We start from the raw sequence: 15,348 nt of genomic DNA on the forward strand, positions 1-15,348 counted from the left end.
GGATGCCGGGCACCCGGACCAAAAACGTCGATAAAGGCTTTATTGCAAAGTATGTTGCGCCACGAAGTCATCCGGCTTGAAACCTTCACGACTGACGAGACGATTAAGTTCTGCACGAGGCAAACGTACTGACAACACCGTATACCCTTCTTCGTCATGCGATTCTTCCTGCACAGCCCCTTGACTGAACAATAGCGCACGCAGACGTCCCATAGCCTGAGTCAGCCGCAATTTACCTACGAACAGGTCGTCGCCCAACAATTCGGCCACAGCTTGACGAATCAGTTCCAAGCCCCGGTTTTCCCGAGCAGAAGCCCAAACTCTGATCGGACGACCAGTTTCCTCGTCGCGCTGGATGTGCGGCTCGACATTCTCAAGCAGGTCGATCTTGTTATAGACCTCCAGCATGGGAATCTCGTTAGCACCGATCTCTTCCAGCACGACGTTCACCTGCTCGATTTGCAGCATGCGATCCTCTTCGTGAGAGTCGATCACATGCAGTAGCAGATCCGCGTTGCTTGATTCTTCCAGCGTGGCGCGAAACGCCTCGACCAGCTTGTGTGGCAGATGTCGGATGAAACCCACGGTATCAGCCAGTACCACCGGTCCCAGGTCAGCCAGCTCTAGACGACGCAATGTAGGATCCAGCGTCGCGAACAATTGATTCGCTGCATAGACCTCGGAAGAGGTCAGGGTGTTGAATAATGTGGACTTGCCAGCGTTGGTATAGCCAACAAGCGATACCGCTGGAACTTCGGCACGCCGCCGCCCTCTTCGGGCCTGCTCACGCTGACTGCGCACCTTCTCGAGGCGCTGCTTGATCTGACGGATACGAACACGCAAGAGACGACGGTCCGTCTCGAGCTGAGTTTCGCCCGGCCCCCGAAGACCGATACCACCTTTTTGTCGCTCAAGGTGGGTCCAGCCACGCACCAGACGAGTACTCATGTGCTCAAGCTGTGCCAGCTCGACCTGAAGCTTACCTTCATGGGTTCGAGCACGCTGGGCAAAGATATCGAGAATCAACCCAGTACGATCAAGCACACGGCATTCCAGGGCACGCTCAAGGTTGCGCTCCTGACTGGGCGTAAGGGTATGATTGAAGATGACCAGTTCGGCTTCATCGGCCTTCACCAAGTCATGGAGTTCATCGACCTTGCCGGTACCGATGAGAAAACGTGCAGAAGGCTGATGTCGCGACACGGTAACCATCGCCACCGTGTCAGCGCCAGCAGAGCGCGCAAGTTCTTGGAACTCCTGAGGATCCTCGCGGGATTCAGGATCTTGGCCTTCGAGATGGACCAGAATGGCCCGTTCACCACCACCCGGGCGTTCAAAGAACAAAGGCGACTCCTATTTACATGTTACCGGGTTCAGCCGGCTGATCACTGCTAGGCAGACGAACAGGACGACTAGGAACTACCGTTGAGATTGCGTGCTTGTAAACCATCTGGCTGACAGTGTTTTTCAGCAGGATGACGAACTGATCAAAGGACTCGATCTGACCTTGCAACTTGATGCCATTGACCAAGTAAATGGAAACTGGAACGCGTTCCTTACGCAAAGTATTCAGGTAAGGGTCTTGTAGCGAATGCCCTTTTGACATTGTGCCGCTCTCCTCAAAGGTAAAAGATTCGTTTGTTGCAAGGTCAGAAGGTTCGCCATCACCGGCGTGGTTCTTCTTGAGACTCAACTGCATATGGAGACCGCCTTAAGGCTTTTCAAGACACGCGACACATTGTCACGGGCCATACTGTCCAACCACTGTAGCTGGCCCCAGCTGCGTAGCCAGGTAAGCTGCCGTTTAGCCAGCTGACGCGTAGCGATAATGCCGCGCTCTGTCATTTCGTCGTAACTCATTCCGCCGTCCAGATACTCCCATACTTGACGGTAGCCTACGGCACGCATGGAGGGTAGTTCAGGCTGCAAATCACCTCTCGCCCGTAGACGTGAGACCTCATCGACAAAGCCCTGTTCCAGCATGTGGCGGAAACGCTGGGCTATTCGCGCATGCAATAGCGCACGCTCTTGAGGAGCAATAGCCAGATGAACGGCAGTATACGGGAAATGTGCGACAAACGGCGCGTCAGAATCTGCATTTCCTTGTCTTTGACGCTCCCGATGCTCGGTCATCGTCATTCCGCTGACGCGATGCACTTCCAGTGCACGGGTCAGGCGCTGGGGGTCATTGGGATGGATGCGCGCCGCTGACTCAGGATCGACCTCTGCCAGTTGCCGATGAACCTCACCCCACCCCTGCTCTGCCGCAACGGCTTCGATTTCGGCACGAATGGTTGGATCGGCGCTGGGCATGTCCGCTAACCCCTCAAGGAGCGCCTTGAAATACAGCATGGTGCCGCCTACCAGCAGAGGAATACGCCCTGCCGCCGTGATGTCTGCCATTGCCTGACGGGCATCGGCACAGAAATCAGCTGCCGAATAGGTCTCGCTGGGCTCGCGGATGTCGATCAGACGATGGGGAAAAGCCTCCAGAAGTGCTTTCGAGGGCTTGGCCGTACCGATATCCATCTCGCGATACACCAGCGCCGAGTCGACACTGATCAAGTCGCATGGCAGAACCTTGGCAAGCTCAAGGGCTAGATCGGTCTTGCCGGAGGCTGTAGGTCCCATCAGAAAAATGGCAGGTGGAAAAGACATGGAAACTCTCATGAAAGTCGACGCCGCGTCATGCGACGTCGATTACCTGCCACGCAGGAATAATTTATCGAGATCATCAAGGCCCATCTGCGTCCATGTGGGTCGACCATGATTGCATTGGCCGCTTCGCTCGGTGATCTCCATATCCCGTAGCAAAGCGTTCATTTCAGGCACTGTCAAACGCCGGTTGGCTCTGACGGAGCCGTGACAGGCCATGGTGCCCAGCAGTTCGTTGATATGCGCCTGGATACGATCACTCGTACCGTACTCTAAGAGATCTGTTAGAACATCTCGAACCAGATCACCTGCTTCGGCTTGTTTCAGCAGCGCAGGTATCTGCCGGATGGCAAGGGTTTCCGGTCCTAGCCGCTGCAGCTCAAAGCCCAGCCTGGAAAACCATTGGGCATGTTCTTCTGCACAATCGGCCTCTCGCTCGCTGACCGCCAATGACTCAGGCACCAGAAGTGGCTGCCCACGCAGGCCTTCGCTGGCCATGGCAACCTTTAGACGCTCATAGGTAATACGCTCATGGGCGGCGTGCATGTCGACCAGCACCAGACCGTGAGCATTTTCCGCCAGGATATAAATGCCCTTGAGTTGAGCCAGTGCATAGCCCAATGGAGGAATATCACCCTGGCTTTCCGGCAAGGCAGCTGGCGCAGCTCCTGTGCTACTGACTGTAGAAGGCAACGGAGCAAAAAAGGTCTGGTAGGCTCCCTGCAGCTCGGCCACACTCTGGGTAGGGTATGCCGGCTTGGGCGAATAGCTGCCGGAGCCGCCGTAGTTTCCACCAGAACCACCGCCAGCAACTGGCCGTGGCGATGCTTCCGGCATGGCCGGTTCGATGCGATACGATGCAGGCGCAGGCTGGCTACTTTCCAGTGCATGTGCCGCCAGGCTCATCTCACCTTGGGGACCAAATTCCCCTGCAGCGGAGCCTGTGGCGCGAGGCGGCACGGTAACAGCCGATGCCGGTGCCGTCACCTGATCGTCCGGACGCACATCGGCCAGCGCACGGTGCAAGGTGCCGTAAAGAAAATCATGCACCATCCGCGTATCCCGGAACCGAACTTCATGCTTGGTGGGATGTACGTTCACATCCACCACGCCTGGGTCGAGTTCGAGAAACAACACGAATGCAGGGTGCCGCCCGTTATAGAGGACATCGCGGTAGGCCTGACGGATAGCATGCGCAACCAGCTTGTCGCGCACCATGCGACCGTTCACATAGAAGTACTGCAGGTCCGCCTGGCTGCGAGAGAAGGTCGGCATACCAACCCATCCCCACAGGCGCAGCTCGCCGCGCTCATTCTGAATAGGCAGGGCCTGCTCCAGAAAATTCGGTCCACAGACCGCCGCGACACGGCGGGCCTGAGTAAGATCATCCGTAGCCTCACGCAGGGCTAGAATGCTCTTGCCGTTGTGGCGAAGATTGAACCCCACGTCAAAGCGGGCCAGGGCCAGGCGCTTGATAACTTCCTGCAGATGATCGAATTCAGTTTTTTCCGAACGCAGGAATTTACGACGCGCCGGTGTATTGAAGAAAAGGTCGCGAACTTCGACCGTGGTGCCTTGCGGATGCGCGGCCGGTTTGACTGATGAGTGCATTTCTCGCCCTTCGGTCTCGACCTGCCACGCCTGATCGGCATCCTGGTGGCGTGATGTAAGGGTCAGGCGCGAGACCGAGCTGATCGAGGCAAGCGCTTCTCCTCGAAAGCCCAGGCTGATGACATGCTCAAGTTCATCCAGGTTATAGATCTTGCTGGTCGCATGGCGCTCCAGCGCCAGAGGCAGGTCGTCAGAGGGAATACCGCTACCATCGTCCCTGATTCGCAGCAGCTTGACACCGCCCTGCTCGACATCAATGTCGATACGGCGTGCCCCGGCATCCAGACTGTTTTCCAACAGTTCCTTGGCTACCGAGGCCGGGCGCTCAACCACCTCGCCGGCGGCAATCTGGTTAGCCAGACGTGGGCTGAGCAGTTGAATACGACGAAGTTCAGTCATGGAATTAGCCAGGCTGGTCTGAGAGTCGAATGGAAAGCAGTGCCAAAACGAAACCAGCCGCGCTGCCCGAGGCAGTGGCAGCCGGCCGATTCGAACCGCTATGGCGTAGGCATCTCGCTATTTTAGCGCGAGCCGGTTGCCACTTGCTGTGCTTTTTGGTCACGCAGCCAGGCCAGGTATGTACCTGGCGGCGGACTCTTCTGGAAGTACGTGGAAATACCGCTGCGGATCTGCCGTGCCAGCAATTCCTGATGTGAGGCCGTTGCAAGCTTGACGGACTCGGTCGGGTTCGAGATGAACCCGGTTTCAACCAGGATCGAAGGAATATCCGGCGATTTCAACACTACGAAGGCAGCCTGCTCCACGCGATTATGCAGGAGCTTGGTCTGTTGCCCGATGTTGGCCAGAACCTTCTGCCCGACATCCAGACTTGCGGACATGGTAGAGGTCATGGACAGATCCAGCAAAACACCGGCAAGCATCTGATCCTTGTTGTCCAGAGCACTGCCCACCCCGCCTACAAGGTCCGAGCTGTTTTCAGTATCTGCCAGCCAGCGCGCTGTTTCAGACGTGGCGCCCCGCTGAGAAAGCGCAAATACCGATACACCCGAGGCGGTTCGGTTGGGCGCTGCGTCGGCATGAATGGACACAAACAGATCAGCCCCTTTCTTACGCGCTATCTCGGTACGCTTGCGCAAGGGGATGTAATAGTCACCCGTACGGGTCAGCTCGGCCTTGAAGCCCTTCATGCTGTTAATCTGGGCTTGCAGTTTTCGCCCGATGGCCAACGTGATGTTCTTTTCATAAAGGCCGCCACCCTTGGCAATTGCACCAGGGTCTTCACCGCCATGACCAGGGTCGATCACTACAATGATGTCGCGCTTGCCAGAGGGACCAGCTGGCACGGTGACCTTGGGCTGCGCAGGGGTTACCGGCGCAGATGGCTCACCCGGCGTAGGCGTCGCGGGAATATCGGATGACAGGTCCGCGCCCTGATCGAACAGATCGACTACCAGACGATTTCCGTACTGCTGATTAGGCGCAAGCGTAAAGCTCTTGGGCGTAACCTGCTGGGATACATCGAGCACCATGCGCAGCTCGTCGACTGAGCGTTGGGCCGAGCGCAGTCCGGTAATCGGTGTACCCTTCAGGCGAGCCTCGTTGAGCTTGGTCGCCAGTTTGGCTCCGCTGACATCAATGACGATCCGGTTGGGCGACGTCAGAGTAAAGACATTGGCTTTGACCGGCCCTGACAGATCGAATACCAGGCGCGTATTGTCCGGCGCACGCCAGACACGCATATCCTTGATATCTGACGCCGCCAACACCTGGCTGGCCAGACAACACAAAATGACTCCCAACGTTGCCCATCCCAGGCGTACACGCTTCCCCCACCCCATTTGCATCAAACTCCTGTGGATAGGGCGGCACGCCAGGCATCACCATGTGAGCCTTGAAAAACCAACTGCACGTTACGGCCGCCCGCATGCGGCGTAATGGTAATGTCCAGGTCCGGCTTTGGCAAAAGCCCCATGCCCCGTTCAGGCCATTCGATCAGACAAAGGGCATCACCGGTGAAGTAATCCCGGATTCCCATGAACTCGAGTTCTTCCGGATCAGCCAGACGATACAGATCGAAATGGTAGACCCGGATCTCACCGATCTCGTACGGCTCGACCAGCGTAAAGGTAGGGCTCTTGACCGCACCTGTATGGCCTAGACCCCGCACGATGCCGCGTGACAAGGTCGTCTTGCCGGCTCCGAGGTCTCCGTGAAGATAAAGCGTTCCACGGCCGCCGCTGGCCAGGGCTATCGTGTTGCCCAGGGCTGTCATGGCGTCCTCGTCAGGCGCGAACAGGGTTATCGTCTCGCACGAAGGCGTTACTGCAGACATGGATTGTAACTCTCTAAAAGCTGACGAACGGTATCAGGTAAATCACTGGCAGCCAGCCCTCGGCCATGCTGCCCCAGCAGCTCTCCTGCACGGCCATGTAGCCAGGCGCCCAGGCAGGCAGCATCGAACGCCGAGAGGTGTTGTGCCAGTAAGGCAGCAATAATGCCTGTGAGCACATCACCTGCGCCACCGGTAGACATCGCCGGGTGACCACGCCCACAAAGCGCCATGCGGCCATCCGGTGCAGCAATGAGGGTCCCGAGCCCTTTGAGCAGCACCACTGCGCCATAGTGCTCCGCCAGCTTTCGGGCTGCGGCCGGGCGTCGACTCTGAATCGTGGCAATATCGCTGCGCAACAAGCGCGCAGCCTCACCTGGGTGAGGGGTCATGATCCACTCGCCCCTGGGCTTGGTGACCGCCTGGCTGGCCAGCAGGTTGAGCGCATCGGCATCCCATACCTGAGGTACTTCTCGGGACGCCGCCACGCTGATCACACTGCGGCTCCAGGCGCCCTGCCCCAGACCAGGCCCGACGGCCAGGACATCGGCTTTTTCTGCCAGGGCAATGACTTTACCCGCGGACTCGACACCTGCCACCATCACTTCAGGTCGACGTGCCAGCACAGGCGCCACATTCGAAGGTCGCGTAGCCAGGGAAATCATGCCGGCGCCGCAGCGGAGCGCTGCCTCGGAGGTCATGAGCGCAGCGCCGCCAGTGCCTTCGTCCCCTCCGATGACCAACACATGGCCGAAGTTGCCCTTGTGCGAGCTGCGCTTACGCGGCTTAAGCTTGGGCAGATTACGGGGCGCCAGGCGTTGCGCCATGGCATCGGCAGGATTCTGGGGTTCCTCAACCAGGGCGGCAAACTCGATACTGCCGCAGTAGTCAGGCCCATTGCCTGTCAACAGCCCGAGCTTGAGACCGATAAAGGTAATGGTAAGGTTGGCTTTGACGGCTTGATCCCTGACAAAGCCTGTATCAGCGTTGAGCCCCGAGGGAATATCGACAGCCACGACCGGAAGGTCGCAGCTATTGATCTGCTCGATGGCCTTGGCATACGGTTCACGTACCTCGCCGGAAAAGCCGGTACCCAGCATGGCGTCCACTACAACGCCTGTCAGCTTTACGCCCGCTCGCCAAGGCTCCGGGTTGATACCGGTACCCTTGGCCTCCATATATGCCTTGGCCGCATCGCCTTCGAGCTTTTCAGGGTCGCTCAGGTAATACACGTTTACCGGCCAGCCACTCCGCTGAGCAAGCGAGGCGATTAGATAACCGTCTGCGCCATTGTTACCGCCCCCGGCAAAAACAGTCAGTGCGCCCGCATCGGGCCAGCGTTGACGCAGGGACCGCCAGGCGGCTCGCGCGGCACGGTGCATAAGTTCGAAACCGGAAGTACCCGATTCGATCAGACGCGCGTCGAGCGCTCGTACCTGCGCAGCGCTATAGAGGGAAAGCGGCAGTTCGTCGTGCATGCGATACCAAGCTCCAAGGTCTGGCAAAATAGGTTCTCGTCAGTAACTTAAACACGTCATGTCTTCTTACGCACTCGATCTCGATACGCTAGCAGCCTCCATCAAGGAATGGGGTCGCGAGCTGGGTTTTCAGCAGACCGGCATTACCGGTGTAGCGCTGGGCGACCACGAAGCGTACCTCGAGCGCTGGCTGGCCGCGGGCTATCACGGCGAGATGGACTATATGGCCGCACACGGGCAAAAACGTTCGCGCCCGGACGAACTGGTGCCGGGTACGCTACGGATCGTTTCGCTTCGCATGGATTATCTGCCGGGCGATACCGACATGGCGAAGCGACTGGCGGACCCTGCACACGCCTATATCTCTCGCTACGCCCTGGGCCGCGATTATCACAAACTGATCCGCAAACGGCTGCAACAGCTGGCCGAACGTATTCAAGCCACGATTGGCCCGTTCGGCTACCGTGCATTCGTCGACAGCGCCCCTGTGCTTGAGAAGGCGCTGGCGGAAAAGGCCGGCCTGGGCTGGATCGGCAAGAACACGCTGGTACTCAACCGCAAGGCAGGCAGTTATTTCTTTCTGGGAGAACTCTTTACAGACCTACCCCTGCCTGTCGATGAGCCTCATCCCAGCAATCACTGTGGCCGGTGCAGCGCCTGCATGGATATCTGTCCGACACAGGCGTTTGTTGCCCCCTATGTACTGGATGCGCGGCGCTGCATTTCCTACCTGACGATCGAGTTCAAGGGCTCGATTCCCGAGGAACTGCGCCCGTTGATCGGCAACCGGGTCTTTGGCTGCGATGACTGCCAGATTGTCTGCCCCTGGAACCGATTCGCCAAGCCCACCGCGCAACCGGACTTCCAGCCACGGCATAACCTGGACAACAGTGATCTGGTGACGCTATTTCGTTGGACGGAAGACGAATTTCTAAGCCGTACGGAGGGTTCGCCCTTGCGCCGGGCAGGCTACGAGCGCTGGCTGCGCAACCTGGCGGTGGCGCTGGGCAACGCGCCTACCAGCATTCCGGTGGTCGAAGCATTGAAGGTGCACCAGCAACACCCATCCCCACTTGTACGTGAACATGTGGAGTGGGCGCTGGGTCGTCACGGCTATGCCTAGACCTTGATGAAATGCTTGCGGTAGTAGCGCAGCTCCTCAATGGAGTCACGGATATCGTCCAACGCCAGATGACTGCCGGTCTTCTTTACGCCATCACGGACATGAGGAGCCCATCGCGCCGCCAGTTCCTTGAGGGTTGAAACATCCAGGTTGCGATAGTGGAAATAGGCTTCCAGCTGCGGCATGTGCCGATAAAGAAAGCGGCGGTCCTGGCAAATGCTGTTTCCGCAAATGGGCGACTTGCGCGCCGGCACCCACTGCTCGAGGAAGGCCAGGGTCTGGCGCTCGGCCTCCGCCATGCTGATGGTGCTTTCGCGGACCCGCTGGGTCAGGCCTGACTGGCCGTGCTGACGTGTGTTCCACTCGTCCATGCCGTTCAGAATCTCGTCCGGCTGATGAATCGCGATGACCGGACCTTCGGCCAAGGTGTTCAGCTCACTGTCCGTCACGATGGTGGCCATTTCTATGATCACATCGTTATCCGGATCCAGGCCGGTCATTTCGAGGTCGATCCAGATCAGGTTCTGGTCATTCTGCATGGCAATACTCCTTAAGCAATGCAGGCAGTTTAGCGGAATAAATACAGCTCGGCTGGCCTTGCGCCACGCCGTCAGCGTTGCCAGATGAGAATTTTTGACTGGCGCCAGTCATTCAGCTCGATGACCTGCCGGGGAGGCACACCCGGAATCTCGAACGTGTTGCTGATAAACAGCGCACCCGGACGCATTTCGGCCTGCGCTTTTTCCCATAGATTAGGCATCGGGGCGGGCGAGAGAAAACAGTAGACGACATCGTATTCAGCCAGATCGACTTTCCAGAGGCTCTGATAACGAATCCGACAGTTACGCCGCGGTAGGCAGCGCAGCCAGGAGAGCAGAAAACTCATCGGCGCGGTCTCGACACCCGTAAAATGGCTCTTAGGGTGTAAACGCGACAGATAGACGAGCGTTCCGGCCAGACCGCTTCCCAGGTCGATGAAAGATACCTTGTCTGATCGTTCAGCTATCAGCTCACTGAGCTTTCGCTGTGTCTCATGCCCGGTCAGATAGAGCGGAACCCGTTCGGTCAGGCTGTTCCAGTTCAAGAGCAGAATAACGAAAAATCCTGCGAGAAAGACCCAACCGGGAATGGCATAACCGGCGAAGGCAACCAGGGCTGGTACGAAAGCCAGATTGATGAAGAGCCACCAGCGGTGCAGGCCCATCCACTGCCCAAGCGCTGCGGCCAGGACCCCTTGCAGGCACGCCGCACCGATCAAGGGTGCGCGGTAATGGAGCGTAACCAGACCAACCTGTAGAACAATCCAGGTAATAAGCAGTGCAAGCACCTGCACCAGTAATGCAAGGATAGCGGGATATCGGCGGCGTAAGGTGTCGAGCATATGGCCAAGTCATAACAGCGGATAATGCTGTGCAGTCTAGCTAAGATCCGACCGCTGGACGATCTCTGCCCCGGCAGGCGAACCGCCTGTTAGACTTTATCTTTACTTCAGGTTTATCGAGCTACTTAATGGCCAAACGCCACCTCACTCGCCGGCAAAGCTGGCGTATTGAAAAGATTCAGACCGAACGTGCGGCTCGCGCCGAGCGCCGGGAGTCCCGGTTGATCGAAGAGCTTGAGGGTGGTGACCTAGGCCCGGAGTTGACGGGTCGGATCATTGCCCACTTTGGTGTACAGGTAGAGGTGGAGGGCGAAGACGGCCAGCTCCAGCGCTGCCACTTGCGCGCCAACTTGCCAGCTCTGGTGACGGGAGACCGGGTAGTCTGGCGGGCGGGTAATCAGGGCATTGGCGTTATCGTCGCCCAACTGCCTCGAATTTCGGAGCTGTGCCGTCCCGACATGCGGGGTGTCCTGAAGCCGGTTGCGGCCAACGTCGATCGATTGATCATTGTATTTGCGCCGATTCCCGAGCCCCACAGCAACCTGATCGACCGCTATCTGGTCGCAGCCGAGCATGCCAGCATTCAGCCTATTCTACTGTTGAACAAGGCTGATCTGATCGATGAAAGTAATGCCGAGCGGATGGATAACCTGCTGGGCATCTACAACAACCTGGGCTACCCCTTGCTCGAAGTATCGGCGTTGAACGGCCTAAGCCTGGACAAGCTGAAAGAGACGCTCGATGGACACATCAGTGTTTTCGTAGGGCAGTCCGGTGTAGGCAAATCATCGCTGGTGAACGCCTTGTTGCCGGGCGTGGACACGCGTGTCGGGGCGTTGTCCGAGGTAACCGGCAAAGGAACGCATACGACCACCACGGCCCGCCTGTTCCACTTCCCGGGCGGCGGCGATCTGATCGACTCACCCGGTATCCGCGAGTTCGGCCTGGGTCATGTAAGCCGTCAGGATGTGGAAGCCGGCTTTATCGAGTTCGCCGACCTTATCGGGCATTGCCGCTTCCGTGACTGTAAGCACGACCGGGAGCCAGGCTGTGCTTTTCTGGCGGCGCAGGAAGAGGGTCGAATTCACCCTCAACGCATGGCCAGTTACCGTCACATTATCGCCAGCCTGCCCGAACCTGAGTACTAGGTCCGGGCAGACCCTCTTTACCGCTAGGGCTTAGGCGGCGGGCTCATTTGCAGAGCACCGTCGTCGAAGGCGTTGATTTCCTTCTTCAGGTCGATGCCCTTGAGCGGGTTGGCCAGATTACTCGTAGCCTTCACGCTGCCGGGGCTACCGGTCGAGGCACCCGTGTCGCTGCCTGCCGGAGCCTGGTCCGGAGTCGCGGCCGGCGGGGTATCGGCTTGGCCGCCATTATCACCCTCGATGGCTTTCTGAGCCTTCTTGGTCAGAACAACAATGTCGATACGACGGTTGACCGGATCGAGCGGGTCCTTGCGGTCGAACAGCGCTGATGAGGCATAACCCACCACACGTGCTACCTGATCCTCAGGATAACTACCTGCTATCAGAGCCCGACGTGCTGCGTTAGCACGAGCAGCCGACAACTCCCAGTTACCGTAATAACCTTTTCCTACGAACGGCTTGGCATCGGTATGGCCGCTCACACTGATCTTGTTTGGTACTTCCTTGATCGTATCCGCCATGGCCAGCAGGATATTCTCGAAGTACATCTTCAGCTCAGCACTGCCCGAGTCGAACATTGGCCGATTTTCCGCATCGACAATCTGGATACGCAGGCCGTCCTGAGTGATCTCGAGCAGGATCTGGTCCTTGAAACGCTGCAGATCCGGGTTCTCGTTGATCTTGTTCTGCAATTCCTGCAGGAGCAGTTGCAAGCGCTCCTTGTCGATCTTCTCCGCGATGTTCTCGGCCTGCTGAGCATCAATGCCGCCCGCATCGGCTGGGCTCGGCTTGGTAGTCTGGTCGATCTGCTCCTCATCAGTGCTATCAGGTGAATCCGGCGTCTTGGGGTCATTTTCCATCGTCGGGTTCAGCGTCTGATTGGGAGACGGTGTTGGCGTACCGCCAAGGTCGATCACATAAGGACTTCCGCTTTCCGTAAACCCGATCGGGTCCTGAAAGTAGCCTGAAATGGCGATCCGCTGCTCGGGAGTGGTCGAAATCAACAGCCACATCACCAGGAAGAACGCCATTAGGGCTGTCATGAAGTCGGCGAAGGCAATCTTCCAGGCGCCGCCATGGTGCCCGCCTTCAACTTTCTTGACGCGCTTTATGATAATGGGCTGGTTGTTATCCATGACGGCTTAACCTCACGCGCCGCGCATTGCTTGCTCAAGCTCGATGAAGCTTGGGCGATGGGCGGGATACAGGACTTTACGACCGAACTCGACAGCCACGGTTGGCGGCATGCCCGATGCGGAAGCAACCAGGGTGGCCTTGATGGACTCGAGAACGTTCAGTTCTTCCTTGGCGTCATGCTCGAGCGAGGCCGCCAAGGGTGCAAAGAAGCCGTAGGACGCCAGAATACCCAGGAACGTACCTACCAGGGCGGTACCTACGCTCGCACCAATCTTGATGGTGTCCCCTTCGGCCAACAGGCCCATGGTAATTACGATACCCAGTACCGCTGCCACAATACCCATAGCTGGCATACCATCGGCGATCTTGGCTACGGCATGGGAAGGGTGCTCAAGGTCAGCCTTGGTGCTGTTCAGCTCCATGTCGAATAACCCTTCCAACTCGTGCGGAGCCATATTGCCAGACGACATCAGACGCAGATAATCAGTGATGAAGGCTGTCATCCGCGCATCTTTGAGGATGGCTGGGTATTTGCTGAAGATCGGGCTTTCGTTAGGCTCTTCAATATCGCCTTCGATGGACATCATGCCCTCCCGACGGCTCTTGTTAAGGATTTCATAGAGCAACTTGAGCACGTCCAGGTAGTACGCATGAGTGAAGCGATGACCAAACATGGACAAAGACTTCTTAAACACGGTTTTGAAGGTGCTGCCCGAGTTGGCCTGCAAAAAGGCACCCAACGAAGCGCCACCAATCGTCAGCACTTCGTAAGGATGCACGAGAGCCATGATACTGCCGCCCGACAGCACAAAGCCTGCGAGTATGCTACCGATGACAACGATAATGCCGATGATCTTGACCATGATTTTCAAACACTTCTAGTTAAACAAGGGCCCACAAAGAGGCTGCTGATTTAGTTATCGGATAATCTGCGCCAGACTGTAGGTATTTCTGTAAGCCATTCATGCGAGCTCTCTATGTCCATTACTACCGCTCGTCCAAATACGCTCGACGCCTGGCTGAAAAGGCTGGAAAGCGTACGTTTATCCGTACCCCAAGAAGTCAAGGAAGATGTCCGCAGGGCTCTGGCCAATGGCAACAAGACCGTTCCTGAAATTGCCGAGGTGGCGCTTCAGTCACCGATCCTGTCGCTAGTGCTGCTAAGGGAGTCCAACCGAAGCCAGCTTGGCCGGGAAAATCCTGCGGTTTCGCTGGAAGTAGCCTTGAGCCGGCTCGGGCTGGGTCCCGCTGAGTACCTGTTATCGGCACTTCCGTCGGAAGCTAAAGAGAAATACTCGCCGGCCCTTTCGCAGCTCCTGTTGATCAGCGAACACGCCATGGCGCAGGCCAATGGTCTCTTCGGCAATACCCTGGCTCGCCTGCGCCAGGAGGTTCGTCTCTCTACGCTTCTGTTCCTGGCGCCCGTGTGGCCACTGGCTCAGGCTTATCCAGAACTCTGGGAAGAATGGGAGCAGCGGGTACTCGGCAACAACGAACCGGCCATCACGGTCGAGCAGGAGCTGCTTGGCGTACCCCTTCTGGACCTGTGCCTGACCCTAGCCGAGCGCTGGAGCCTGCCCGCCTGGGTTGTAGACGGATATCGTCTGCTGGTGAAAGATCGTCGCCGCCTGGTCAAGGCGCTGCACATTGCCCACAACGATGCCCATCCTCTTCAGCAGCAACAGCGCCTGGATGAGGACTTGCCGCTACGTCGGTGGCTCACCCAGCCCGGCAACACAATTCTGTTGGCGAATGGCCTGGCCGTGGCCGCCCACCAGAGCTGGAGCAACCCGCACATCCTCCGCTGGCAACGGCTGGTCGGCCTCTATATGCATGAGTCACTGGATCATATTCAGCAGGTCACCCATCAGGCCGCCGCGCAGCATGCTCGCCAACAGTTCATTCCAGGCCTTTGGCATCCGGCCGAAGCCCTGATCTGGCCCTGGGATGCAAGACGCCTGCAGTCAAACAGGAAGGCCGCGCCTGACACCCAATCAGCCGCAGCCAATAACCAAACGACAGGCGATGGACTAGACGCGTGGCGCCGATATTGTGCCGAACTGGTAAAGACGCCCAGCCCCTTTACCAATGGTATTCAACTGACAGCCTGCGCCAGGGATGCCTTGGCGGCAGCCAGCCTGCCACGCTTGATCCTGCTGACACCCGATGCGGACCAGACAGTGCTCATGGCTCAAGGTATTCATGGCTTGCCCGAAGCAGCCAAGGGGCTTCAGCTACCTATCAACAATCATCCCCTGCTGCGCAAGCTGATGAGCGATCCCGCCCAACTTCGTATTACCCCGGAGAACAGCGCGCAGTTTCGCCCTCACCTGCCTGGTAATCTGCAAGCCCTGTTTCCACACTCACACATGGTGCTGCGCTCGATGGGCAGCAAGGGCCGTGTCACGATGCTGGCTATTATTGACAACGGGGGCGAGCCGTTTTCCGAGCGTGACCAGCAGGCTATCAACAAAACCGTTACCTGCATTGAGCGTGGCGTGATGAATTACGTCCAACGGCTTACATGA

At 57.8% G+C, this 15,348-nt stretch carries 14 protein-coding genes; 3 read left to right on the top strand and 11 right to left on the bottom strand.

Features of this window, described 5'->3' with window-relative positions; translation table 11 throughout:
- Positions 1–39 precede the first annotated feature (39 nt).
- From hflX to QWJ10_RS03600, 7 genes are all read right to left on the bottom strand, one after another.
- Entirely contained in the window at positions 40–1,344 is a 1,305-nt protein-coding gene (gene hflX, locus QWJ10_RS03570) for a ribosome rescue GTPase HflX (RefSeq protein WP_289924365.1), read from the bottom strand.
- A 13-nt stretch (positions 1,345–1,357) separates the two neighbouring features.
- Positions 1,358–1,606, bottom strand: coding sequence for an RNA chaperone Hfq (hfq, locus tag QWJ10_RS03575; RefSeq protein ID WP_026003896.1), 249 nt, complete (start codon positions 1,604–1,606; stop codon positions 1,358–1,360).
- A gap of 83 nt (positions 1,607–1,689) precedes the next feature.
- Positions 1,690–2,658 carry a tRNA (adenosine(37)-N6)-dimethylallyltransferase MiaA gene (miaA, locus tag QWJ10_RS03580; RefSeq protein WP_074823329.1) on the bottom strand — a complete coding sequence of 323 codons (969 nt, stop codon included), beginning with the start codon at positions 2,656–2,658 and terminating at the stop codon, positions 1,690–1,692.
- Between the two features lie 42 nt (positions 2,659–2,700).
- On the bottom strand, positions 2,701–4,665 hold the full coding sequence (gene mutL / locus QWJ10_RS03585) for a DNA mismatch repair endonuclease MutL (protein WP_289924370.1): 1,965 nt from the start codon (positions 4,663–4,665) through the stop codon (positions 2,701–2,703).
- Positions 4,666–4,787: 122 nt separating this feature from the next.
- Complete coding sequence (locus QWJ10_RS03590; protein ID WP_289924372.1) at positions 4,788–6,065, bottom strand: N-acetylmuramoyl-L-alanine amidase; 1,278 nt, start codon at positions 6,063–6,065, stop codon at positions 4,788–4,790.
- A gap of 5 nt (positions 6,066–6,070) precedes the next feature.
- Entirely contained in the window at positions 6,071–6,559 is a 489-nt protein-coding gene (tsaE, locus tag QWJ10_RS03595) for a tRNA (adenosine(37)-N6)-threonylcarbamoyltransferase complex ATPase subunit type 1 TsaE (protein ID WP_125887321.1), read from the bottom strand.
- Positions 6,547–8,034 (bottom strand): NAD(P)H-hydrate dehydratase, encoded by a 1,488-nt coding sequence (locus QWJ10_RS03600; RefSeq protein WP_289924374.1) that lies wholly within the window; start codon positions 8,032–8,034, stop codon positions 6,547–6,549. Before QWJ10_RS03600 ends, tsaE begins: the two co-directional genes overlap by 13 nt.
- A gap of 58 nt (positions 8,035–8,092) precedes the next feature.
- Between QWJ10_RS03600 and queG the strand changes: the two genes are divergently transcribed.
- Positions 8,093–9,157, top strand: a complete 1,065-nt coding sequence (queG, locus tag QWJ10_RS03605) for a tRNA epoxyqueuosine(34) reductase QueG (protein WP_122043577.1) — start codon at positions 8,093–8,095, stop codon at positions 9,155–9,157.
- On the opposite strand, the gene orn is transcribed toward queG, so the two are convergent.
- The gene (gene orn / locus QWJ10_RS03610; protein WP_010796914.1) at positions 9,154–9,696 is read right to left on the bottom strand and encodes an oligoribonuclease; all 543 of its coding nucleotides are present in this window, start codon (positions 9,694–9,696) and stop codon (positions 9,154–9,156) included. The two genes, queG and orn, sit on opposite strands and share 4 nt — an antisense overlap.
- Positions 9,697–9,767: 71 nt before the next feature.
- Positions 9,768–10,538, bottom strand: coding sequence for a class I SAM-dependent methyltransferase (locus tag QWJ10_RS03615; RefSeq protein WP_289924380.1), 771 nt, complete (start codon positions 10,536–10,538; stop codon positions 9,768–9,770).
- Between the two features lie 128 nt (positions 10,539–10,666).
- On the opposite strand from QWJ10_RS03615, the gene rsgA reads away from it, so the two are divergent.
- Positions 10,667–11,686, top strand: a complete 1,020-nt coding sequence (rsgA, locus tag QWJ10_RS03620) for a small ribosomal subunit biogenesis GTPase RsgA (RefSeq protein ID WP_289924381.1) — start codon at positions 10,667–10,669, stop codon at positions 11,684–11,686.
- 23 nt (positions 11,687–11,709) lie between these two features.
- Here the strand turns inward: rsgA and motB are convergent, their stop codons facing one another.
- Positions 11,710–12,819 carry a flagellar motor protein MotB gene (gene motB / locus QWJ10_RS03625; protein ID WP_289924384.1) on the bottom strand — a complete coding sequence of 370 codons (1,110 nt, stop codon included), beginning with the start codon at positions 12,817–12,819 and terminating at the stop codon, positions 11,710–11,712.
- Positions 12,820–12,831: 12 nt separating this feature from the next.
- Positions 12,832–13,683, bottom strand: a complete 852-nt coding sequence (motA, locus tag QWJ10_RS03630) for a flagellar motor stator protein MotA (RefSeq protein WP_125887327.1) — start codon at positions 13,681–13,683, stop codon at positions 12,832–12,834.
- A 114-nt stretch (positions 13,684–13,797) separates the two neighbouring features.
- Here motA and QWJ10_RS03635 point away from each other — a divergent pair, with 114 nt between their 5' ends.
- Entirely contained in the window at positions 13,798–15,348 is a 1,551-nt protein-coding gene (locus tag QWJ10_RS03635) for an HDOD domain-containing protein (RefSeq protein ID WP_289924386.1), read from the top strand.

It is taken from the genome of Pseudomonas sp. WAC2 (genome assembly GCF_030403525.1).
In the GTDB taxonomy this organism is placed as follows: Bacteria; Pseudomonadota; Gammaproteobacteria; order Pseudomonadales; family Pseudomonadaceae; genus Chryseomonas; species Chryseomonas luteola.

Coding starts and splice junctions, on each gene's coding strand:
- hfq (WP_026003896.1), bottom strand. CDS start 1,606: ATGTCAAAAGGGCATTCGCTACAAGACCCTTACCTGAATACTTTGCGT.
- miaA (WP_074823329.1), bottom strand. CDS start 2,658: ATGTCTTTTCCACCTGCCATTTTTCTGATGGGACCTACAGCCTCCGGC.
- mutL (WP_289924370.1), bottom strand. CDS start 4,665: ATGACTGAACTTCGTCGTATTCAACTGCTCAGCCCACGTCTGGCTAAC.
- QWJ10_RS03590 (WP_289924372.1), bottom strand. CDS start 6,065: ATGGGGTGGGGGAAGCGTGTACGCCTGGGATGGGCAACGTTGGGAGTC.
- tsaE (WP_125887321.1), bottom strand. CDS start 6,559: ATGTCTGCAGTAACGCCTTCGTGCGAGACGATAACCCTGTTCGCGCCT.
- QWJ10_RS03600 (WP_289924374.1), bottom strand. CDS start 8,034: ATGCACGACGAACTGCCGCTTTCCCTCTATAGCGCTGCGCAGGTACGA.
- queG (WP_122043577.1), top strand. CDS start 8,093: ATGTCTTCTTACGCACTCGATCTCGATACGCTAGCAGCCTCCATCAAG.
- orn (WP_010796914.1), bottom strand. CDS start 9,696: ATGCAGAATGACCAGAACCTGATCTGGATCGACCTCGAAATGACCGGC.
- QWJ10_RS03615 (WP_289924380.1), bottom strand. CDS start 10,538: ATGCTCGACACCTTACGCCGCCGATATCCCGCTATCCTTGCATTACTG.
- rsgA (WP_289924381.1), top strand. CDS start 10,667: ATGGCCAAACGCCACCTCACTCGCCGGCAAAGCTGGCGTATTGAAAAG.
- motB (WP_289924384.1), bottom strand. CDS start 12,819: ATGGATAACAACCAGCCCATTATCATAAAGCGCGTCAAGAAAGTTGAA.
- motA (WP_125887327.1), bottom strand. CDS start 13,683: ATGGTCAAGATCATCGGCATTATCGTTGTCATCGGTAGCATACTCGCA.
- QWJ10_RS03635 (WP_289924386.1), top strand. CDS start 13,798: ATGTCCATTACTACCGCTCGTCCAAATACGCTCGACGCCTGGCTGAAA.